Genomic DNA, 22,566 nt, shown 5'->3' on the forward strand with positions numbered 1-22,566 from the left:
GTCGATAAGAAATTAGATGGCATAGGCAGTTACCTCATCTCACTCGATAAGCACTTTCGAGCCCACGATAGGCGCTTCGAACGTTTAGAGCGTCGTGTCGATCGCATTGAAAAGAGACTGGGCTAGCTCGATTTTCTGTTGAGGTGGATTCCCCTGCCTCGCCAAGTCGCAGGATTGACTTTCGTTTTCAAGAAGACGTCAAAACCTGATTTGGCGCTAAAATACACACTTCTGGTGCAAACAGTCGCGCACCAAACTCTTCCCTCTCACTTCGGACAAGGAGAATACATGAGCACGGTTACAGAAACCCGCTTTGGACTGAGCAGTGAACAATCCGCTATTCACATCGGCAATCGAGCGACCAAAGCACATGGCGCAAAACTTGAAGTCCGCTCACCCATCGACGGTGAACTGATGGCAACACTGCAGATAGCCAGTTCAAAAGACGTAACAGCCGTGGTCGAGGCAGCAAATAAAGCTTTCCAGTTCTGGCGGAATGTACCTGCTCCAGTTCGAGGAGAATTCGTACGCCGCATCGGCGAAAAAGCACGCGAACGCAAGGCTCAACTGGCTGAAATACTTTCCAATGAAGTAGGAAAGACTACGCAGGAAGCCCTTGGCGAGATTCAAGAGTTTATCGATGTTTGCGATTTCGCTGTCGGGCTGTCACGCCAGCTACACGGGCTGACGATCGCGTCTGAGCGCCCCGCGCACCGCATGATGGAACAGTGGCATCCACTCGGTCCGATCGGCGTCATAACAGCGTTCAACTTTCCTGTGGCCGTCTGGGCTTGGAATGCCATGCTTGCGTTTGTTTGCGGTGATTCTGTAATCTGGAAACCCTCGGAAAAGGCTCCCCTCTGCGCTTTTGCCTGTCAGCAAGTAGTGAATGATGTCATTTCAGAATTTGACGTAGTCGACTTAAAGAATGTAGCTCTGTCAAACATTGTTGTCGGATTAGCTGACGTTGGGGAGGCAATCGCATCATCGCCAGAAATTCCTCTGATATCAGCGACTGGTTCAACGCGAATGGGCATCGCAGTAGCCCAGACAGTCGCGAAACGTCTGGGTAGGTCATTGTTGGAGCTGGGCGGCAATAACGCAATGATTGTCACACCAACAGCAGATCTCGAAATGGCTATGCGCGCAATCGTATTCGCTGCAGTCGGCACGGCTGGCCAGAGATGTACAACATTGCGACGCCTGATTGTTCACAAATCCCAGGCAGATGCCCTTGTATCAAAGCTCAAAAAAGTCTATTCCAATCTGCCCATCGGCGATCCGCGCGAGCCAGGGAAATTGATAGGTCCGTTGATAGACAAAGCCGCTTTTGATCAAATGCAAAACGCACTGGCAAAAGCTAAGGCAGAAGGCGGCAAAGTCTTTGGCGGAGAGCGCGTTGAGAAAGGCGTTCCAGCAAACGGCTACTACGTTAGCCCAGCACTGGTTGAAATATCATCTCAAACGGAAATCGTACAGCACGAGACTTTTGCCCCAATTCTCTATGTGATGACGTACGAAAATTTCGATGATGCGGTCGCCCTTCAAAATGGAGTTCCACAAGGATTATCCTCTGCGATTTTTACCTCCGACATGCGCGAAGCCGAACTGTTCATGTCTCCCTCGGGCAGCGATTGCGGCATAGCAAATGTCAATATAGGCACAAGTGGTGCCGAGATTGGCGGAGCCTTCGGCGGTGAAAAACAAACCGGTGGCGGTCGTGAATCTGGCTCAGACTCATGGAAAAATTACATGCGCAGAACAACCAACACAATCAACTACTCAAAGGAGTTGCCGTTAGCTCAGGGTATTAAGTTCGACGTCTAATAAGTCAAAAGTCCCTGCAGACTTTCAGGCTGTTCATTCCAGAGTCGCAACGACGATGAACCATTATCGACATCAAGCAAGCACACTTTGCCCGTCGCAACCTTGAACGAATGGTTTTGAACTCTTTTTTCAAACTCTGTTTCCACAACCTTGAGGAAATAGCGCAGTCTGCCATTGCTGCTAACCACCAGTACATGAGCATTGTTCGGATAACGCTCAGCTATTTCGTGGACAAATTCTTTCACTTCGCGGGTCACCGTAGCTTCGTTGCTTGTCCATTTGCAGTTTTCCGGCCAGATGCTGCGATCAACCCAAGCACGCAGGGCTTCCTCTCCGAATTTCTCCACAATCTCGTTATCAGAAAGCCCACTCCAGAGCCCATAGTCAAGCTCGGTGAGCCTTGCATCCGGTATCAAAGGCGGTGGCAGCGACGAAGCCTCGGCAACGATTTCGGCAAACTTTTTGGTTCGTTGCAGTGGTGCAAAATAAATTGCTGCAAGCGGAACATCCTTAAGTACCGCGGCTGCCCGAGCGGCCTGTGCTAACCCTGACTCAACCAGCGGCAAGTCGTTCTGGCTGCCGACCCAACAAACTTTATCGTTCGGACCGAATGTATTTCCATGTCGAGCTAATATCAGTTTCAATGGCAGTTACCTCACAGCAAACTCGAACAGTTCACCTTGCTCCGCGATAATCTTCTCGACACGTTCAATATCGTCTGGACTATCCACTGACCAGTGCGTTCTGCCTCGATAATCTACAGGCACAACCCTTATTGGAATACCGTTTTCGAGAGCGCGCAGCTGTTCCAGCGACTCAACTTTTTCCAGAGGGCCGACCGGAAGCTCCAGGTATTTTCGCAAGGTTTCATAAGTGTATGCATAGAGCCCGATATGACGGTAAAGAGGAGCATCTGTCGTCGTCGAACCGGGGCGTATGAAGGGAATCATCGACTTGGAAAAATAGAGGGCGTTGAAATTTTTGTCGAACACCACGAGCGTGCCACCGACGATGCCACTAGATTTCTGAGCAGCGAGATCTCTATACTGCTGCAAAGTCAGCTTAGATGCCGGTGTCGCAAGCTTAACGGTCGGATCATTTTTCATCGCAGCGATCAAGTCACTCAGCACCCACGGCGGCGTCAAAACTGCATCGCCCTGCAAATTGAGCACAATATCGGGTGTCTGCTTTACTGTTGTAAGCGCCTCATAGACCCGTTCAGTGCCGTTTGTGCAAGCGTCTCCTGTACGCACGACCGTAGCACCAAAATCTTTCGCCGCCGCCTCGATGCGATCATCATCTGTGGCAATGATCAATAAGTCTGGTCTCGCCTCTTTAGCGATGCGCCATGTTCTTTCGAGCATTGTCAAACCGCATATCTGAGCCAGCGGCTTTCCAGGAAATCTGGACGAGCCGTATCTAGCCGGAATTACGATAGCTGACTGCATTTTTAGTCTCCGGAATGTGAACTAACTGATGCTAACAGCTAACAGCTGACAGTTGAACGCCCACCCGTCTGATGTACACATTAAGCTCCTTTCCGTTTGGACAGAAACACTGCCATCTCCTCGTCGATTCGATACTGCCAGTCACCCGATTGCAATAGACCGGTCTACTACAATCGGAGAATTTTTTTTGAATTGAAGACCCCCGAACAATTGTCCGGGAGTCTTCTTGATGTAAAAAGGTCACAAACTCTGTGAACCTCAGATCCAGTCATTCTTCGGGTTGATCCCGAAAATTCGCTGCAGGAAGCAGCTTCCGAAGCCAAAAATGGCGCCCAGCAAAGCAGCCTTACCGAACAAGTGGTCGATAAGAACATCGAGGGCGGGCGGATGCTCCATAGAGAACTCGAAGTAGCCGACCATCGTAATCACTGATGCCAAGGCACCGAAGCCCAGAAAACTGCCACCGATAACTGAGCCGCCGTCGACATTTGGCCAATCGAAATACCAGCTCATCAGCGACAGAACCAAGCCCACCGCAAGAGCGAGTCCCAGGTTGGACCACAAAACGACTTCCGACGGATCGCCCACTCCGAACACCACTAAAACGGCGCCAGCCAGCGAACCCAGGACGATAAGGGCGGTGTTGAACCAGCCCGCCAGTTCAGGAGGCAACCGTTTGCGAATGAACGAGAAGGCCCAGCCGATCGCGGCAAGACCGATGAGATAGGGGATGAAGACCGGGCAGGCAAACAAGAATCCTACGCCTGCGACCACAACTACCCCACTGAAAAGAAGTCCAAGACCGTGCATTTCAACCTCCACTATTTGGATGAAATCGGAGCAGCAGAATTGCTGCTCCGTATCTGGTATCAAATGGTGATCACCACCATGGCTACTGCTGTCAGCGCGAAGCTGGCAGCCTGACAGTACTCGCCGAACAGGGCAAAGACGACGGCGATGATGATGAAGAACGCAATGAAGCTCATCCACCACTGGTGCCCCGGACCTTTGTGCCATTGCTCGTTGATGTAGTTACACAGCTTCTTCATCGGCTCGTTGATATAGTTCCAAAGCTTTTTCATTGGCTTCTCCTCTCACTTTTGGAACTGAGTCAAATGAGCTCCCGAGGGAACTCATTTGTTGCGCTCACACGGCGCCCGCCACCCAGGATGCATACTCGTCATGGGTACGACCGGACAGGTATTTCTTCTGCCAGGCGGTCGTCTCGTCCAGCTCTCCCGTGAAGGTTGAGCGTCCGGTCGAAACCAGATACCGCCACATGAAGTGGCTGTAGACGTCCATGATGTGTGTGAAATATGCCTGCACAAGCAGTCGATTCTCGCTCATTACAAGCATGGTGTCGTCGTTGGAGAACCCGGCCTTCATTCCAAGATTGTCGCTTGCTGCGCCAATGACGTAAGGATCAGCGCCGAACGGATCGACGACGATTACCTTCGAGTGAATAATGGCATGAGCATCCGGCAGTTTCAGCAACTCGCTGTGCCAATCTTGCCAGCCATTTTCCAGAGCCGCCGCCGCAATGATAGTTGGAGTCTTCTTGCGGCTGTTGAACACGGCGATCTCTGTCGGCACACTGGCGGCGGGCTGAATCGGTCCTCCAAACCGCAGCCGCTGCACATCGGGGAAATGATCGTCAGAGATTTCGAGCTGGCTCTTTGGCAGTGCTTGCGCCGAACTCACAGCGCCTCGAATGAAGAGGTGCGGACGCCGCTTCTGCAGCCAGGTGACGACATCGAGAAACGAAGGAGCGCCTGGATAGAAGGCCAGGAAATAAATGCCCTGCTTTGCGTTGAGCAAGATTTCCTTCGTTCTGTGGGTGCTAACAGCCAGGTCCAGCAGCGGAAATGTGCGCTGCCCTGGTGTTTTCTTCGGTCTGGTCCGTGATTTCGTCGATGGCGAGAACAGAGCCTGTACCTTCGTGCCGTCACCGAGAGTGATGGGGTCCATCACAACAGCGTTGGCAGCCCGAAGTTCGTCGCTTTGCATGGGATCGGCGCTGCAGTCAGCCAACACCAGATCATGATGTGCCTTGCCGATAGCGGCAAATTCAGTTGATCTGAACTGAATTGCACCATTCGCTTGAGTGCACACCCCAGTCAAGGTCGGGTTCACACTGCCCAGAGCCCACATAACCGGCTTGCCGTGCCGGTCAAGGAGGACCGCTGACTTGTCGTGACCAAGCGAACTCGAAGGCAGAAACCTGTCTGTCAAGTCACAACCTTCGTCGTGCAGTCTCTGCCGAGTGGCAGCGTTCGTCTCGTCATTCTTACCGGCGTTGGCCAGAATCATGCTCCAGACGTCTTTGTGCTCTACCAGAAAGTCGACGATGAACGGTGCGGCAAGCTCGTAGTACCGAGCAAGCACATGTCCGCCCGTCCGCTTCGCTTCTTCGTAGGGTTCCTTGATGAACGCAGGCAAGCTGGCACCAAGAAACCTGGCGATTTTGCTCTGCGGGTCGTTGATAGCCTCGACCAGAGCGATCGGGTCGGGTTTGCCATCAGTTCCCTTGGGCAAAAGACTGGCAATCTTCTGCGAAGAAACCAGATGCCCGCGATTGAAGCAAGCCCTGACGAACGGACCGTAGTCGACGCCAAGAGTCACTTCCTTTGTGGTCACGGACTTGCCGGGACGCAAATTGCCCGGCTTGCCGAGCATAGGAGTGATCTCCCAACGATAAGTGCCGCCTTCCAGCGCCTCACCGTCGGTCCACTTGCAGCCCTGAATAGGGTGGGTGCTGGTATCACCCTCGGTTCTGGCAAGCTCGCCTTTGAATTTGACATAGCGCGAGCTGAGAACGACTGACTTGCCGGTCTTGCTGTCGATTCGACGAATCGAAAAGCCCAGACAATCCTCAATCAGTTCGTCCCAAATCCACACGAGGATGACACCCGCGTTGTTTGCCAACGCGACTGCCTTGAGCGATTTCATTTCAAGTTCCTTTCGCTGATTTTCCGAGCACGCTATTGGGCTCGAACGAAAAATCAGAGGTGGCACCGCCGCCATAGACGGTGCTCTCCTTTAGTCGTCTAGAAAAATCACCAGATCAGCTTTCTCTCCTTCCTTGCCAGGGACCGCAGCAACAGGCGGCTTCGGCGGCTCCTTGGCTTTACAGGCAAGGGCATACTTACGATCGACGTCTTCCCTCAACTTTCTCTGTTCATCCGTCTTTGCGACAAGCAACAGCTTCGAGAGCATGTGCTCGAAGATCCTGATTGCTACGCGCTGGTGCCTCTCGAAAGACTCTCGCCGGTAGCCATTCCGACCGCTGGTATGGTCGAATTCGGGCAGCGAGACGATGCTGATTTCGAAAGCAGTAGAGAAATCGCCCGCCTCCAGGAATCTCCATTGAACAGGCGAAATCTCCAGAAACGTATGCGCATTCGGGTCGTATTCCGGAGTTCCATAAATGCCCATACCCAGCAGACCCTTCACTCTGCCGATATGCCAGTGTTGGCGCCGCAACTGGGTCAAGCCGGTGGCTCCTTCGTACCACCCGGGAGCTGCAGCGTGCTGACAGGCGCAATAGACCTCAGTCGCCGCGACGCCCGCTTCTTCGGCTCGAAATTGAAGCCAGGCGTCACTGTTGAGAATCTTGTACTTGGTCTCGTCGAACTCGTCGAAGTTCGGCCGAAAGTTGTCGAGCCAGATCAGACCAAAACGAGGAGCGATTCTGGTCAGCTCGGCTATGACGTCGAAGTCACCATGCCTATCGACGTAAGCTATGTAGTTTCGAATCACCTGGCCATCAGGCCTGTGAGTAGGCGTTTTGAAGACCAGCGGAGCAGACGGCAAAGAATCGAGCGCAGACAGCAGAGCCGCCCGCTCGAAACGCTGCGAATGCTGGTCTATGTGTTGCAACTCGGGGTGGTGAGAGTGCGGTACGCCACTATGGTGTGAATGGACGATGACGTTGTCATGCGAATGCGACTGTCCATCATGTCCATGTCCAAGCAACACGGCCTCGTGAATGACGCCATCGCGAGATTGCTCACCACCGCAACTGGCGCCCACTTCATGGTGTCCGGAATAGGCCGCGGAAAACTCGCCTGATCCGGAACTGCCAAATGCTACATATCCCCCCTGATGGTCTCCATCATTTCCAGCACCATCAATACCCATGGCGCCGTGTGGACCATGTCCATCTCCATGTCCATCTCCATCTTGCATTGCTACCTCCAAAGTTCGAGTCCGACACAAGTGACCATGTCACAAGCGGAAAGCGCGTCTATATGGCAAGAAATGAGTACTGCGAAAATGCCCTAAGAAAAAAAATGGATGAAAGATACCTTCAGAGTGAACTTCAAAGAGCACTAAAATCAAGACTAAGCACCATTACCTTATTTATTTAAGGTGATGAAGCTACGCACGCTAGCGCTCCCACGCTAATCAGCAACGCTAGAATAGCAAGTCTGGCTGACACAGCTGATTCCGCTTCGCGAGCACCGCTAGCTGCGCCACCACATATAGTGGCACAAACCAAAACAGACGACTCGATCAAATCGAATCGTCCAATATAAAAATTCTGTTTTTAAGCGTTCGCTAATTTTGAAAAGCCACACAGGAACAGTATGGCAATATCAGCTAAAACAGCGACTCTTTCAAGAACCTTCGCCGTTCATTGCCAAATACACTCAAAGAGTACAGGCAATTGAGGATGGTCGTAGCCCATCATAGTGAGCACGTCATCAAATACGTATAAAACGAGTGAAATGCTGAAATACAAAAACAGCGAAAGACATATTGAGGTAATTGAGATAACGCCTCGCCAGAGAAACATTTCACCTCTCCAAATCAGAGCCGTCCATAGTAAACGCAGCACCAATACGTTCTCACAATCGATGCTGCGCTAAGTGCAATCCTAGTTAGCGAATGTCTTTTTCCACCAGGAAGTTTGACTCGTGCGCTCTTCAAGATTTTTCAGCATTTCGCGATGCTCACGCAATTCTGTTGTGAGGAAATCGATTGATGAATGCTGATCTTTGAGAGCATATAACTCTTTGGCTGCGGAATTGGCAGACTGGGTTTGTTCTCGCAAGATTTTCAAATCCGCGCAAAACTGATCCATTTTGGCACTCAATGATTCGATTCTAGCTATTGCGGCTTCGAAACGTTCCGCTTTCAACGAAAGCACTTGCAGTTCACGGGCAATGATGTCAACCTTCGCCGTCATTACGTTGTTCAGATTGTTCTTTTCTTCTTCAGATAATTTCTGAATTGGCGGCTGCACCTTCGCCACTCGCCACTCAGGTCCCTTCGGACCATCGACCTTACGACCTAACAGTCTTCCTTCCTTTAGAAGTCTCTGAATCTGGCGCGGCGATTTACGATAGATTTTTGCAGCATCAGAAACATTGATCTCGCCATCGCGCTTGTCTGCGAACATTTCGATCACTGGGCTGAGCGTAACGCGCGCATCCAGCGGCTCTTTGGCCTCGTCTGCTGTCTCGGGGTTGAAGTCCTGCTCATTGTATTCAATCACAGGTTGCTCAGTGCGATTCACGAATAACATGTTCAATCTCCTTTCAATAATCTGCGCATTTAAGCGATATTTAGTTGATGGGCAATAGTGGTGCACGATCGTCGAAATTAATGGAACATCGCGCTTTCTGCATATCCGATACGCTTTCTCAGTTTTGGAGAGTACTGCGTCGGTCTTGAGAACACAATAGTGAACGTGGTATCAAATGAGCATAAAACTGGAATCGTAAGAATACGCTAATCAAGCACTGGTGCGTATTTTGCGCATAAGGATGAGGGTTGTACCACAATCAGCCGGAACCGGGAACACTAAATGTAGTGGCATGTTAGGTGCACGCGAGACGCGTGCGCTCCATGTTAGGTGCACGCGGGACTCTTGCGCTCCATGTTGCGCGGGACGCTATGCGTCGGATTCCGAGGCGCTTCTGTTTGCCTCAGTTGTATCCCCGGTCATATCAATCTGGTAGCCAACTTTGGGAATATTCCGGATCAACGATGGCGTATCGGGCGTGTCAATCTTCAAACGCAATCTATTTATGCATGCTCTGACGGTATCAGGAGAAGCTTCAGAATCTGAGCTCCAGACGCGCTGCATCAGCTCAGCTGTCGTAAAAACATTATTGGGATTACGTACAAGAAACTCGAGCAAAGCCAGCTCTAAAGGCGGCAAATGCACTTCAACTTCATCCTTCCAAACGAGGTGATTGGCAAGATCGATCTTCAATCCTCTAAAGCATATGGCCGGTGCATACTGCTTGGTTTGCCGCCGCATAGCAGCGTTGATTTTCGCAGACAAAACACGCACATCACAAGGCTTGGTGACATAGTCGTCAGCACCAGTGTTGAAACCAGTTTCTATTTCACTGATATTGTCGCGACCGGTTAGAAATAAGACTGGAGTATCTGCTCCTGTCTTTCTGAATTCTGCCAAAATCGATGGGCCATCCATTTCCGGCAAATTCCAGTCAAGCACGATCACATCGAATTCGAAAAACTTCAGACGCTCTAAAGCATCGAAACCCCGCTCGCAATGCTCCACGGTGTGATGCTGGTGCTCAAGCCAAGTGATTAAGCTCTTCGCAAGCTCTCGATCGTCTTCAATTATCAGAATTTTTGCCATTGACTATCATTATAGCGGTCCCTGAAAGAGAACTATATTCGAACTCTGCAAGCCTCGTCAAATCGGACAAAAGTCGCGTATTTGACGATGATTTTACAATTTATCCGTACCCTGAAACATTGAATAAGTGCGCAATCGGTCAGGCAACAAAGTTTTTAGTGAGCGCTCGATGCGCAATGCACCAGGAATAGAAATGGAAGCCTTCGATAAGCCAGTACAATCAAAAACAGATACCGAGAAGGAAACTGTCAGTACAAAGCTGCTCAGAGAAGCAGAGCTGGCACTGGTATCAGTTCCGCTTGCAGCCAAAGACGCACTGCAAAATCACAAACTGGAAACACTTGGAAAAGCAGCGGCATCAGCTGGTTTGACAATTGGCATGTCTTTCCTCTCTAAATCGACAGCTATACCTCTGACAGCCGCCGGCATCGTAGCAGGTGTATCAGATCTTGCCTCAAACGGTGGAAAAATAGCTGACGCTTTTGTCGACAATTGGCAATCAGATCGCAATTGGCAGAAAAACCTGAATACAGTTCAGAATACGTTGGGTAAGTTTTCAGTTGATTTCGCCATTGGAAGTCTCGCAGGCACCGGAACCAACATGGCAATGCAAAAGCTAGCCTTCAGACCAAGCGCCGAAGTCATTCCCTTTCCACGTGCCAACTTCCCTGTTATCCCCGGTTCAGACTTCCAATCAACAATTGTCAGCGAAGGACGCCTGCGAAAGTTCGATATACATCTTCCAAAAGATTTGAATCCGTCGGCACCCACAGATGTTCTTCTAGCATTTGATGGAGTGCAGATCAATCGCCAACCTGCCATTCCGGGACTGAATAAACTAGCCGACAAACACAATTTCATCGCAATTGTTCCTCATGCAGATACGAACATCTCGCTGCCTGGCTTCAAAGTCTCATCATGGAACGCGCCAGGAGTGGGTGTATTCACCCCGGGCAAACCATTTTTCGGACACAATCGACCGTATGACGATACGAGATTCGTACACGATATTCTCGACCAGGTAGACAAGCGCATTCCTATAGGAAAAATTGGACTGGCTGGATTCTCGGAGGGCGCCGGCATGGCCATGCACCTGGCCGGCATCTTGCCCAAAGAAAGACTTCTTGGAGTAGCATCGCTGTCAGGCGCTGTGCTCGGCACTGAAGCTCCAATGCACAAAGGCTTAACGACCTTAATTGTCCTCGGTGGAAAAGACAAAACCCTACCAATTGAAGGCGGCAGTAATGGTCCGACGAAGTGGCTCGACTGGCTCGGACATCGTAAAGTTACTGAACTTTCAAAACCGCTCTCATTAGCTCCAAGGCTAGCCGAGCACCACGGAATAACAAGTCAACCTGTGATCAGCGAAAGCAATGGCGTAATCGAAACAGTCTACAGCGCAGGCGAATCGTCGCCAGCTAAAGTACACCAGTTTCTCATCAAAGCCGGTGAGCATGCCTGGCCAGGAAAAGATGAACCTCCAGCCGGACTGAATGCGCGCTTAATGCGATTGGTAAATGGAAATCCTTCTGATTTCGATATAAACGAGCGCATCGCGAATCTGATTATGAACAGGGGAATTCAGAGAAACTTCGACGCACCGCCCACGATGCACGCCCGGGTCGCCTGAGTATTCGCGACAGTTCTATAAGCTAGCGTGACCTGACTGAGAAGCTTGCAAGACCTTCGTCAAAGATGGTTGTGACACCTGTCAAAAAAGCTAGCGTGATCTGGGCCAGCGTGATTCGAACGGGTGTGCTCCGGATATGCCGTGCCCACTTGCCACGCTTAAAAGAGTCGCTTGTCAGAAGGAATTCTTTTGACAACCACAGCGTTACTAGCGCGAAAAGACAACTCACAAACTCGCCACAGCGTCAGCACGACACAGAGATGTCGTTGTTAAAGTCCATTGCAGCCCGGCACCGCTGATTCGGTTAATTGCGGTCGAGCAGCAAATCAATGGCGTAAAATTATGAAGTCAGCCGTATAAAATACACGTAAAATGCGCTTATTGGACAGAGAGGCTTAAGGATTAGATGGTTAGTGCGCTCTGTTCATCCACGAATTCAATACCACAAGGCATCACACGGCACAAAAGACAGGTATGTTCTCATACCAACACTTTAAAAGCTGGCAGACCATAGGTGAAAACATTAGATGCTGTGCAAGCCGAACCGACTCTGACCTCAGAGAAACCGAAGCGCCCCTACACTCCGAGCATTCTTCGAAAGGGTCTGGTTCTGGTCCTCGTGCCCAGCATCCTGGGCAGCGCTCTAATGCTATTGCTGAATGGAATCTGGTATTCGACCAGTAAACTAACTTTTGAATCTCAAAAGAAGAGCCAGATCGTTTTCAAACTAAATAACGCCTTCTCAGGGCTGATCGACTACGTTTTCGATTTGATGACGTATAGCTTCAAACCGACTGAACGAATTAAAGAGCGTCAGATTGAAGTAAGAAAAGTGCTGGCAAATGAGCTAAAAGAGCTGAAAGAAGCAGAACAACTCGATCAAAAAAAATACGCTGAGATCAAATCGATTGAAAAAGAACTCCTGGAAATCGTCGACGAAGCTGACAAACTCGCCTCAGACCTGGCAAATAAGCCGCCCCAGAAGAGCGTCTCTCAACCGATCACAAAAATAAGCGAGTATCAAGACAAGGAAGGAAACATACGACACGTCGGGCCAAAAGAGTTCGACAACTACGCTTCCAGCGTGCAAAAGGGCAACATCCACATTCGTCTTTACCCGCGAGAACGCTCCCCCGAGTCTAATGAATTCGGGCTCGTCATCACATTTCCAGATGGAAAAAAATCAGTATCAACAAAAAACGGCAAGCTCGGCTATGTCGAATATCCGACAGGTATCACGCAGTACTTCGGACCGATGGATGGTGACAACTATCGATATGAGAAACGAAAAGATGGGGTTATCGTCAAAACGTTCACTGACGGCTCATTTGAATATGACTACCCCAACGGTGCCAAGAAGTACACAACCAGAAATGGCGATTTGGCCAGTCCAAAACCACGTTCGGTGCGTAACACTGTTGCACTGGGCGATTGGGAACCACCAGTCAATAGCAACTACAAAGACAACCGGGACCGGTTCGCAAATATTGCCAGCCTGGTTTCACACGGACAACAGCTCGCCGACAGTGTCGAATCAGTAATCAAATCTGAGAGATTAGCACAGCAGAATGCTCGCTCCGAGCAAGACTTCTTGAGATTACTGTCCAAGGTTATTGTGGTTTTTAGCTTCCTCAGCGCAGCAGGACTTTCTGCCTTCGTTTTGATGAATTTTGTCCGACAGATCATTCTGCGCTTGCGCGTACTGAATACGAATGCCGCAGGTCTCTCACAACTGAAAAAATCAACTACTCACCTGGACGGTGACGATGAACTAACTTACCTCGATAAGGTGTTTCAAGAAACAGAACAAGAGTTAGCGGAAGCAGCGGAGCAGCACAAATCAATTATGCAGATGGTGGCGCACGACATGCGATCACCGATTATGGCAATGCAAATTTACATCGAAGTATTTCAAGACATGGCGCAGGAATTGCTTCAAGAAGCAGCAGCGCAGTGGTGCGACAGCATCAAAACCGGATCGAATCGCGTACTTGCGTTCGTCACCGACTTGCTAACGTTAGAGCGACTGGAGTCAGGTGGCGTTACGCTGCAACCGGTCGAGATTTCATTGAAAGAGCTGGTCGACGAATGCGCAAATGCTTCACTACCAGACAAAAATACCAAACAGATAGTCATCGAGAATCAATGCCACCTCGACTCAATTTCTGCCGACAGGGAGAAAGTCAAGCAAGTAATCGCCTCTTACCTCGCTATCGCGGTTCGATGCGCATCCCCGCAATCGGTAGTAGTGGTCGAAACCGAGCGAACATTTGACACAGTCAAGTTGAGCGTAACTGAAAATAGTGGCTCCTGGACCAACTCAACAAACAAGACATTCGGCAGATTTCAGTTACCACAAGATCGAGATGAGAACTCAGAGTTCAGACTTTCACTGGCAACAGCGAAGCTGCTGATTGAAGCACATGGTGGCGAAGTTGGTGCCCTAACCGCTCCAGGCGTAGGCAGTAAATTTTGGTTCTCACTGCCGATAAGAAGACTAGCCGCGCCTGAACCAATGGAAACCACTGCAAGCAACAAAGTATCTTTGAGAGAGTTTTTCAAACCAGGCTTAGCCAGGCATTCTGTAATAATTGCTCTATTTCCGCTGTTGCTGCAGGCGGCCTGGTTACTATGGATTAACAGACAGCTCGACGAATCGGAACGCCTGCAACGCATCGAACAGCGCCAGTCAGACCTGGTTGCACTAACAAACAACATTGTAATGTCAGTGTTTAGAGCTAATAGTGGCATGGCAGGCTTTCTTGTTCAGAAGGACCCAATATCGAGAGATTTGGCGACGAGAAACTTCAAACTGCTGGATGAACAACTCACACAGCTAAATCAACTAATGCCTGATGATGGCAGCCAAAATAAAACTTGGGACGATCTGAGAGTATTTGTGCAGGACGAGCTGACCCAAATGGAGAGAACCCTTTCACAGGAAGAAGACGACAGTAATACCGGACTTACCGAAATGGGTAACTTACTCAATCGAGTCGGTGATTTATTCGCCGAAGTTCCGGCACTGATGGCTGACGACTTGAAAAAACTGGCAGTAATTCAAGCAAAACAAGAAGAATTCAGATTACAGGTACAAAATCTGATCGTCCTCACCATTCCCTTTAACATTGCCCTTTCACTTGGACTGCTCTGGCTATTCAACCGCAACATCACTAGCCGCTTGTACGTTGTCGTAAATAATGCTCGCAAACTGCCTGGTCGCGAACCGCTAGATGCAGCACTGAAAGGCGATGATGATATCGCTAACCTCGATATATTGCTGCACAATGCGGCTGAAGAATTGGCACGATCGGATGAGCAACGACGTGGAATGATGGACATTGTGGCGCATGATATTCGCTCGCCTCTTGTTGCCGTTGAAACTTCACTGTCGCTCTTAGAGCGCGGTGTTCCAGCTGATTTAGATGAAAAGGCTGCCGACTGTCTGAAGTCAGTGAGAAACAACGTCAATCGAGTGTTGACCCTGGCAGATGACTTGCTAACTATCGATAGCCTTAAGGACAACAGCATCGAAATCAGGGTCAGACGCTGCGAGATGGGTCAGATTGCAAAAGATGCAGCTGACTCGATTAGAAGCCTTGCACAGGCGAAAAAGATTGATATCAAGATCGATTGTCCTGATATGACGATATACCTCGACGATCAACGCATGATGCAAGTTCTCATCAATTTGCTGACGAACGCTATCAAGTTTTCCGACAACAATACAAAGATTACCATCGGTGCCCGCAAACAGAAAAACGGTTTGCAACTCTTCATCGAAGATGAAGGAAAAGGCATGGACGCAGAGACTGCCAGCAAAGTATTCGAAAAATACGTCACCGGCAAGCAGAAAGAGAAAGCATTCGGTCTGGGATTGGCCATCTGCAAGTTAATCGTAACCGCGCATGAGGGAACGATAACTGTCGACAGCCAGATCGGGCGAGGCAGTACGTTCTTTATAACGCTGCCGCACGCGCTAGATCCAAGCGCTTGCCGGTCAACCAACGAATCGCTGGTTTAGATCACGAGATCAGACTAGTCCAAAGAACGAACATCAGGATTCCGATTAGTTATCGAATTCCGCCTTTCCATCGGCTGAAAGGTGACCGTGATAAACCTTGCCTTTGATAGTCCAGGTCATATTGTAGCGACCGTTTGTGTCACGCTCACCGTGTGCTTCTGTTACACCACTCATTGTGATGTCTTGATGATTGCTTGCGGCTCTCGCCTGGATTTCGGCACCATCGCCACCGTATTTAGTGGTGAAACTCTTCACACCGCGACTATCACGCTCCGATGTCGTCGTATAAGGAGTCCTCATGTCAACGTAATTTGCCTCGTCGTGGTACCCAAGATTGTGCAAAGCGTTAGTGAGATATCCTCCGCCCCAATAGTGCACACGACTATCATTTAGACGTCCACTTTCGGTCGTTTGCTGAGTTCCAGAGGCAGTTGTCTCAGTATTTCGTGCATGTGCTTCCCGACTGTTTACGTTTTCACCATAAGGAGTTTCGCCCTGACCTTTAGGCATCTCACTAAAAGACGCAGATCTCAAATCTGCTGCCGGAGCGTGCATTTCGCCCGGCTTAAGATGCTTCGCCCATTGATTGACAGCATCTTTACCGTGATAGCCGGCTTCCGCAGCCATTCTTCTCTGAGCATTCGCAATATCAGTATTGCTCGCATGCCAGTCGTTCATGCCGCGCTGATGTGCTTGCGCTTCAAGAACCTGGCGGGTAGCGCCCCAGGCGCCCTGCTTTCCACCATCAACGTTGTAAACTCCAGATCCGTCGGCTTTAATCTGGCCGCCACCCTGGTCGTTAGGTACAGTAACGTTCTTACCTTTACCAGCGGACTGTTGTTCACCGACGATTCGATGACCATTACCATCAGTGGCAACTGGACCTGCTTTTCCACCGTCCTTCATGTGAACTTTATTGCCGTGCGAATCCTGTCCAAGCAATTCGCCTTTTGAGCCAGTTCCTGTTATGAAAACATCAGGAAACCCGTGGCTATGAACGTATTGATTAGCTGACGTCAAAGCATTTCTCACATTCTCAGAATTGGAATATGTGCCACCAGAGCCGGTGCCATGATCTGAGCCATGCTGTCTGGCTTGTTGCACTTCAGTGTACAGACGTCCGATCGGGTGTTCGTCGTGTCCACCCTCTGTAGGGGTCTTATGCTGTTTCGCTTCTGGTTGTTCTGTTCGAAGTGCCATGATGTGCTCCATTTTGAAAATCAGCCGCTCGGCGAGGTTTCAATTGCCTGCCTTACAAGTGAGATTAGTCTAAACATCCACCCATAAAATAGAGATAAAACGCATTCACTAATTTGCGAGAGCCAGGCTTGCCAGCGCCGGGTTTATCTGAATAGCCCGGTAATAATCGGCCTGCGCCAACTCCTCCTGGTACAAAAACGAGTATGCGTGCGATCGGAGCCAATAAGCAATTGCATTACCGGAGTCAACTTCCAAATATCTGGTCAAATCCTCGACGGATTGCCTGAACTCCTTGAGCGCCAACAGTGCCTGCCCACGGATCAAAAATGCGAAAATGAGCTCCCGAGATGATTCCAGCGCGATACTACAATCTTTAACTGCCTGCTCGTACATCTTTATGACGTTCAATACGGCAGCTCTCTTTAAATAGGATTCGCCAGAACCACTGATCGCAATATCGTGGTTCAAGTCTTGCAATGCTCCATAATAGTGCTCACGCTTATATAAGATCGTTGCTCGATTTGCATAAGACAAAGAAGTTTCAGGCGCGAGCGAAATAGATTTATCAAAATCTCTGAGCGCCAAATCATCTTGTCCCAATTGCGCGTAAATGCAACCACGCGCATTGAAAGCCTGTTCAAAACTCGAATTCAGTCGCACCGCCGCAGTAAAGTCTGCAAGCGCATGCTCCAATGAACCTCGCTGATAATGCGCTAAACCTTTATTGTAGTAATCCAGAGCGAGGTTATCGTTGAGGATTATCGTGTTACCGCAATTCTCCACAATTCGTGGCGTTTGCCCAGTCGAACAAAAGACCGCGCTTCTGCTCTGCATGGACTGGGATGGACCTGAGTGCATCTCCATTCGTCACCTACCTCTACAAAATCTGAACACGTTCAAATCATGGATAATCGTGAATAAAATCGATATCAAATCTGATTCGTAATAATACGCAGAGCCTGACAGTTTCAAGCTTTCAAAGAATCGAAAGGATGTACAGCCATCCTTTTGTATACAGTGGAAATCGCTGGTAGCCGAAAAGGCAACAACAACAACAACAACAACAACAACAACAACAACAACAACAACAAACCGCTGCTAGCAAGAGAGAAAGCCGCTATTCACTCCATTGAATAGCGGTTGCCGAGGAATCAAAAAGCAATCTACTTATCTAACAACCTGCCGACGGCGGAAGTCCGACACCATAGTCGACAATTTCCCATTGCATTGCCGTAACCTGCGTGCGACCAGAATGGATAGCCTCAGATGGAGTGAAGCTAGCGGTCGGTGTAGCCGTCTTGACAGGAGCTTTCGTATGCAATAACTCGAGTGGTGGTGCGGCATTGGTTGCCACCGCAGAAGACATTCTTTCAAAGAATGAGCGCACTTGTGATTGGTTATGCACCGCTGTACCCTCTCAATATCATTAGTAAGTAGAACGAACATTCAGGCTTTGCTTTTGCTATTTCGCCTGCGGAGCAAGGCTCCAACTTTGTGAGAATAATTGAAGCCATATCAAATTGCTATAAAACAGAACACGATGGCACCATTTATAGTGCTGTGCAAAATCTCTGAAATTCACCGCAAATTTTACGACCATTTTATACGCAATGCTTATGCTCAAATCACCGAGACGAAATTGTTCATCGCTCAGGAGAGCAGACGTGGCTGAACTAAGTGATAGATTACCGACTACTCCGCCGACGGATGAATGGCGAGCATTGGTACTACACCAGTCAGCGTATGGTGACCCACCAGCTGCGCCTCACTTCAAAAGAATCGGGCCGGCTGAAGCCGCTGCGCAAAATCGAGTCAACCCATCCGAAGAGACACCTAAAACCGGTGCCTTGATCGGCTATCAGGAGTTTCCGAGAACAAGAAACATAGCTCCAGCCTATGAACCTAACAACATACAGGCTGCCACCGCTTGTGATGCTCCGACCGTTAAGACAGTCGATTCGCCAAAGGCACAGTCCTCCACCGCAAGCGAAGAACTTGCTAAAGACAAAACAATAGCTAGAGACGAATCAATAAATGCTGAAGAAGAAGCTGGCAAAATTATCGATCTGGCAAAAGCTCGCCTAGACACGATTGACTCGCTGACAGGTTATGCAACGCAAGAAGGGATCGAAGCATCAAAAAAACTAGCTGACGAGGTTGCCAAACTGACTCCTGCTCAAGCAGCTGATGCAAACACATCTATGATCGCGCAATATCAGAACATCTACCCGACCTGGACACCTGTGCCCACCTCGATAGTCAATGATTATGGTCAGTCGATAGGCATGGAAATACGCGCGTCGAAATTCGATATCTGGCCCGGACCAACAAGCTTGCAAATACTTGATGACGGCAAAACGGTCACGGTCCGCCGTCAGGTAGCAGCTGGCGAGGTAGTAGATGGTAAGCAACTTCCTCCCACCTACGTCGTTGATGCGCAGGCGGCAAGAATCCATCGATAAATCACAAGTTCGATTCGAACACTAAAAAGTTTACTGAAGGGGCGATCACCATGCTGAATAAGCATGGTGATTGTGTTTTCGGAGAGAATCTGTTGTCTTTTAAAAGATAAAATTCGACTCGATGCCGTCATGGTGAACTCTTAGTAACATTCCTTCGCCATACTAACGATGAAGCGCGCCAGAAGCCCAATTTATCGGCGTATTCCGATTCTAAGAGACCTGAACATATCAATTATGCGAACCTCTGACTCATTCGAGCCAAATCAGGTAAACAAACTAGCTGACGAGCTAACCAATAGCGCCCTGTATGCCGCTGCCATCGAACCTATGCACGGAGCGGCTCAAGTAGTCGACCATCTAGCGACCACGCAGCTCGATCAAAAAGTGACCGACCTATCCAAGAATTTTGGAATCGAGGCGCCGAAACCAGCAACTGAAGGATCAGCGCACTGGTACGCCCAGCAATTCGGTGGAGCGCTCGGCACAGTCATCCCGTTTATGCTCGTTCATGGTCGTGTCCAACATGCAGCTGGCAGCTCACTTAATAAGACGCTCGAAAAAGCAGCGTTAGCATCTGAACAGGGTCATATTGCTCAAACAGCAGGGCTTAACGCAGCAATGCTCGGCACCTCCGGGTTTATCTACGGGTCGATTCTGAAGCCTTCAGATGCAGCCCATTCAGGTCAGGGGAATTTCTACCAGGACCGATTGGTCAATGGCGCTACAGACGCTTTAATGTTTAGTGCAATCGGGCTAAGTCATTCCTTCATGGAAAGCGGTCTCGGCTCGGCTCGCAAATTCTTGGACAATTCTTCGCTCCCGCTAGCGCTCAAACAACCAGCAATGGGTGCTCTCGAAAGTAGAGTTTTGCCGGGCGTCATTTCGGGAATGCCAATCGGCGTTGCAAATGCCGAGGTTTCAGCATGGAAGGAAGGACGTTCTGCGAGCGCCGAAGAGACCAAAAGTAACGCAATTTTGATGGGAACACTCGGCGGTGCCTTTTCATGGCTTACGCCTGCCAGCTCATTCAAGGCAGCGCCCAAGAACGAATCTGCGTTTCCACCAGAAAGCAACAGAACACTTGCCGGCGGCGACGTCAAAAGCGCAACTGGCGAGGCGAGCTTCTCGGTCTCGCCGCCTGCGGCAGAACATTCCTCAAAAGCAGAGAGTACTGCACAGGCGAAACTAAAGGGACTGTTTGGGGACAAGGGTGGCGACTGGATCGAGTACGCCTCACCTTTCATAGGCGCTGAAAATGCCTTGAAAGTCTTACCCGAGCCGACACCTGGCAACGATGGACTGGCCAGATACTTCGTTAATCAAGTTCAGAACATCAGCGAATCACAAGAAATTTTTCAGTTAAAAGAGATAGGCAAAAATTGGTCACAGGTTGACAAAGCTGATCGTGCGCTACCGATAAACGACCTCTATTTCAAAATGAAAACTGGGATGAACGTGAGCGATTACACGGCGAACCCGGCAAAAGCCGTTTCGCTTACGCCGCTCGATGCGAACCACCCGAATTTTGCCGTTATGGAAGCATCAATCGGGAAAGCAAAAGTTGGAAGCGTTGTGTTTCACCTGGAGCCACCGTTTCTCCACATCGGCAATATCCAGGTGGAAGAGGGATTCAAGCGACTTGGTATAGGCACACAAATAATCAGCAAACTTGAACAGGCGTCGGACCCACGAATTACCAAGGTCTCACTGGAGGTTTCGAGCACTAACACCGCGGCTCGCAACCTCTACTCAAAATTAGGTTTTGAATTCGTAAACGAGACAGGCGACGGCTGGTCTACGCTAGCCAAACCAATAGACCGACAGTCACAATCGGCACCTCCCAAAGCTGATTCTGACGTGTTCGAGCTATTACAAAACGGACCATTAAAAGTCACCAGAGACTTTACGAAGAAAGACACAATCAAAATGGACAGCGAAACGTCCGGTTCTGATCCCGTCCCAAATTCAGCCGGAGCAGAATCAAGACCTGTATTGGGCGGTTTCACAGAAGATGAACTCGGTCGCGTGCGCCAAGTATTCATAAGAGAACACCGACCGCTCGAGGCAAAAGCAGCTAAGTTCCACAGCATGACCAATTTCGATACTGTATTTCCGCAGACGGCTACACGACCTGTGGATAACATCAATCCACAAGTATTGTCCTACTTTCCGTGGGAAACAAAACAACTCGACGTGCAGGAGCGCATCGGGAAATCAATCAAAGAACGCACAGCAGATGGAACTTTGAAGCGGTTAAACATCGATGTGCTGCAGAGCGATCTCTTGCAAGATGCGATCGCTGAACGCGCAATCATAGGAGACCAGGACGCGCATCTGGGTAACTTCAGCGTAACCAAGCAGCACGGCAAGGTAGCGGTAGGAACGTTAGACATTGAAGAAAACGATGGCGCATTTGGCTCCCATACCATTCCGATTATTCGGAGTCCCCTGCCAGATAATGCAATCGCACCGTCAACTCTCGCAAAAGTCAACCAGCTAGTCGACAAATTGGAAACGAGAGAGGGCATGAATCAATTGCGCGATCTTGGACTCAATCAAAGAGAAGCCGAGGCGCTTTTACGACGAGCTCAATTCCTATCTCAATACAAGCGTTTTCCAGGCTCCATAGCAGAAGTAACGCAAGACCCCAAATTGCCTCCGCCTCTAATTGACTGGTTGGCAAATGATCCGGATGCTATGGTAAGAGAATCACTCGCCCGAAATATTCGGTCGAACCCAGAGGTATTGGCTAGACTGGCGAGTGATGAAAACACATGGGTTAAGTCGGCAGCCCTAGAAAACCTTGCGCAATCAGCGCGAAGCTAGTGTACCCTTGTTTTATGGAGATTTGACAGAAATAAGCTATCATCCGAACAATTGATTCTGATACCGACCCGATGCAAAACTCCCTGAAAAGCGAGCTCTCTGCATACCACAAGTCACAAAACGGAGACTAAATCAATGGCTTTTACAGCACCGAAAGAATTGCCTGCTCAGGGAGACCACCAGCCCGACAGAGCGGCAGAAGCGCACCCCGGCTTGAATGAAAAATTGCAACTTGCCGCCAGTGACAGCAACCAAGCTGCATGTTTAGCGGGCGAACAAAAATTCATAAACGGCGTTCGAAAAGACCTCCAAACACTGGCTGATAGTGCGGGTTTGTCCCAGAACCAAAAGACAGATGCCCAAAAGTATATTGACGCCCTAGTTCCCAAAAACTGCGGCGGAGACGGTCAAGAAGCAGACAAGCAGGCGAAGGCGCTGGAGCAGAAGTACAGACATGACCCCAAAATGTCCAAGTTATTCAAAGACATGAAGTCTGAAGCAACGCTTTCGTTCGACTGAAATTTTCTGCA

At 49.6% G+C, this 22,566-nt stretch carries 17 protein-coding genes; 6 read left to right on the top strand and 11 right to left on the bottom strand.

Annotated elements, in window-relative coordinates; translation table 11 throughout:
- The first annotated feature begins 288 nt into the window (after positions 1 to 288).
- Positions 289 to 1,827, top strand: a complete 1,539-nt coding sequence (locus tag EKK48_19220) for an aldehyde dehydrogenase family protein (protein RTL39181.1) — start codon at positions 289 to 291, stop codon at positions 1,825 to 1,827.
- Here EKK48_19220 and EKK48_19225 read toward each other — a convergent pair.
- The 8 genes from EKK48_19225 to EKK48_19260 all read right to left on the bottom strand — a co-directional run bounded on the left by EKK48_19225 (position 1,824) and on the right by EKK48_19260 (position 9,894).
- Complete coding sequence (locus EKK48_19225) at positions 1,824 to 2,477, bottom strand: histidine phosphatase family protein (GenBank protein RTL39182.1); 654 nt, start codon at positions 2,475 to 2,477, stop codon at positions 1,824 to 1,826. The two genes, EKK48_19220 and EKK48_19225, sit on opposite strands and share 4 nt — an antisense overlap.
- A complete protein-coding gene (locus EKK48_19230) occupies positions 2,478 to 3,275 on the bottom strand; it encodes a 3-deoxy-manno-octulosonate cytidylyltransferase (protein RTL39183.1) in 798 nt (265 codons plus the stop codon). It abuts the gene before it with no gap.
- Between the two features lie 258 nt (positions 3,276 to 3,533).
- Positions 3,534 to 4,085, bottom strand: coding sequence for a hypothetical protein (locus EKK48_19235; GenBank protein RTL39184.1), 552 nt, complete (start codon positions 4,083 to 4,085; stop codon positions 3,534 to 3,536).
- Between the two features lie 59 nt (positions 4,086 to 4,144).
- The gene (locus EKK48_19240; protein RTL39185.1) at positions 4,145 to 4,357 is read right to left on the bottom strand and encodes a hypothetical protein; all 213 of its coding nucleotides are present in this window, start codon (positions 4,355 to 4,357) and stop codon (positions 4,145 to 4,147) included.
- A gap of 64 nt (positions 4,358 to 4,421) precedes the next feature.
- Complete coding sequence (locus tag EKK48_19245; GenBank protein ID RTL39186.1) at positions 4,422 to 6,224, bottom strand: hypothetical protein; 1,803 nt, start codon at positions 6,222 to 6,224, stop codon at positions 4,422 to 4,424.
- A gap of 90 nt (positions 6,225 to 6,314) precedes the next feature.
- Positions 6,315 to 7,463 (bottom strand): hypothetical protein, encoded by a 1,149-nt coding sequence (locus EKK48_19250; GenBank protein RTL39187.1) that lies wholly within the window; start codon positions 7,461 to 7,463, stop codon positions 6,315 to 6,317.
- A 691-nt stretch (positions 7,464 to 8,154) separates the two neighbouring features.
- Positions 8,155 to 8,805, bottom strand: a complete 651-nt coding sequence (locus EKK48_19255) for a hypothetical protein (protein ID RTL39188.1) — start codon at positions 8,803 to 8,805, stop codon at positions 8,155 to 8,157.
- 369 nt (positions 8,806 to 9,174) lie between these two features.
- Entirely contained in the window at positions 9,175 to 9,894 is a 720-nt protein-coding gene (locus tag EKK48_19260; protein ID RTL39189.1) for a response regulator transcription factor, read from the bottom strand.
- Positions 9,895 to 10,021: 127 nt separating this feature from the next.
- Between EKK48_19260 and EKK48_19265 the strand changes: the two genes are divergently transcribed.
- Complete coding sequence (locus EKK48_19265; protein RTL39190.1) at positions 10,022 to 11,524, top strand: hypothetical protein; 1,503 nt, start codon at positions 10,022 to 10,024, stop codon at positions 11,522 to 11,524.
- 514 nt (positions 11,525 to 12,038) lie between these two features.
- A complete protein-coding gene (locus EKK48_19270; protein RTL39191.1) occupies positions 12,039 to 15,548 on the top strand; it encodes a HAMP domain-containing histidine kinase in 3,510 nt (1,169 codons plus the stop codon).
- A gap of 45 nt (positions 15,549 to 15,593) precedes the next feature.
- On the opposite strand, the gene EKK48_19275 is transcribed toward EKK48_19270, so the two are convergent.
- From EKK48_19275 to EKK48_19285, 3 genes are all read right to left on the bottom strand, one after another.
- Entirely contained in the window at positions 15,594 to 16,748 is a 1,155-nt protein-coding gene (locus EKK48_19275; protein RTL39192.1) for a hypothetical protein, read from the bottom strand.
- Between the two features lie 108 nt (positions 16,749 to 16,856).
- A complete protein-coding gene (locus EKK48_19280) occupies positions 16,857 to 17,612 on the bottom strand; it encodes a tetratricopeptide repeat protein (protein ID RTL39329.1) in 756 nt (251 codons plus the stop codon).
- A gap of 307 nt (positions 17,613 to 17,919) precedes the next feature.
- Complete coding sequence (locus tag EKK48_19285; GenBank protein RTL39193.1) at positions 17,920 to 18,153, bottom strand: hypothetical protein; 234 nt, start codon at positions 18,151 to 18,153, stop codon at positions 17,920 to 17,922.
- A 259-nt stretch (positions 18,154 to 18,412) separates the two neighbouring features.
- Between EKK48_19285 and EKK48_19290 the strand changes: the two genes are divergently transcribed.
- The 3 genes from EKK48_19290 to EKK48_19300 all read left to right on the top strand — a co-directional run bounded on the left by EKK48_19290 (position 18,413) and on the right by EKK48_19300 (position 22,555).
- Positions 18,413 to 19,210, top strand: a complete 798-nt coding sequence (locus EKK48_19290; GenBank protein RTL39194.1) for a hypothetical protein — start codon at positions 18,413 to 18,415, stop codon at positions 19,208 to 19,210.
- A gap of 168 nt (positions 19,211 to 19,378) precedes the next feature.
- Positions 19,379 to 22,036, top strand: coding sequence for a GNAT family N-acetyltransferase (locus tag EKK48_19295; GenBank protein ID RTL39195.1), 2,658 nt, complete (start codon positions 19,379 to 19,381; stop codon positions 22,034 to 22,036).
- Positions 22,037 to 22,171: 135 nt separating this feature from the next.
- Positions 22,172 to 22,555, top strand: coding sequence for a hypothetical protein (locus EKK48_19300; protein RTL39196.1), 384 nt, complete (start codon positions 22,172 to 22,174; stop codon positions 22,553 to 22,555).
- Positions 22,556 to 22,566 lie beyond the last annotated feature (11 nt).

This window comes from Candidatus Melainabacteria bacterium, assembly GCA_003963305.1.
Lineage (GTDB): Bacteria > Cyanobacteriota > Vampirovibrionia > Obscuribacterales > Obscuribacteraceae > PALSA-1081.

Excerpts from the sequence above, each read along its gene's own strand:
- EKK48_19220 (RTL39181.1), top strand. The coding sequence starts at position 289 with ATGAGCACGGTTACAGAAACCCGCTTTGGACTGAGCAGTGAACAATCC.
- EKK48_19230 (RTL39183.1), bottom strand. The coding sequence starts at position 3,275 with ATGCAGTCAGCTATCGTAATTCCGGCTAGATACGGCTCGTCCAGATTT.
- EKK48_19235 (RTL39184.1), bottom strand. The coding sequence starts at position 4,085 with ATGCACGGTCTTGGACTTCTTTTCAGTGGGGTAGTTGTGGTCGCAGGC.
- EKK48_19240 (RTL39185.1), bottom strand. The coding sequence starts at position 4,357 with ATGAAAAAGCTTTGGAACTATATCAACGAGCCGATGAAGAAGCTGTGT.
- EKK48_19245 (RTL39186.1), bottom strand. The coding sequence starts at position 6,224 with ATGAAATCGCTCAAGGCAGTCGCGTTGGCAAACAACGCGGGTGTCATC.
- EKK48_19250 (RTL39187.1), bottom strand. The coding sequence starts at position 7,463 with ATGCAAGATGGAGATGGACATGGAGATGGACATGGTCCACACGGCGCC.
- EKK48_19255 (RTL39188.1), bottom strand. The coding sequence starts at position 8,805 with ATGTTATTCGTGAATCGCACTGAGCAACCTGTGATTGAATACAATGAG.
- EKK48_19260 (RTL39189.1), bottom strand. The coding sequence starts at position 9,894 with ATGGCAAAAATTCTGATAATTGAAGACGATCGAGAGCTTGCGAAGAGC.
- EKK48_19275 (RTL39192.1), bottom strand. The coding sequence starts at position 16,748 with ATGGCACTTCGAACAGAACAACCAGAAGCGAAACAGCATAAGACCCCT.
- EKK48_19280 (RTL39329.1), bottom strand. The coding sequence starts at position 17,612 with ATGGAGATGCACTCAGGTCCATCCCAGTCCATGCAGAGCAGAAGCGCG.
- EKK48_19295 (RTL39195.1), top strand. The coding sequence starts at position 19,379 with ATGAAGCGCGCCAGAAGCCCAATTTATCGGCGTATTCCGATTCTAAGA.
- EKK48_19300 (RTL39196.1), top strand. The coding sequence starts at position 22,172 with ATGGCTTTTACAGCACCGAAAGAATTGCCTGCTCAGGGAGACCACCAG.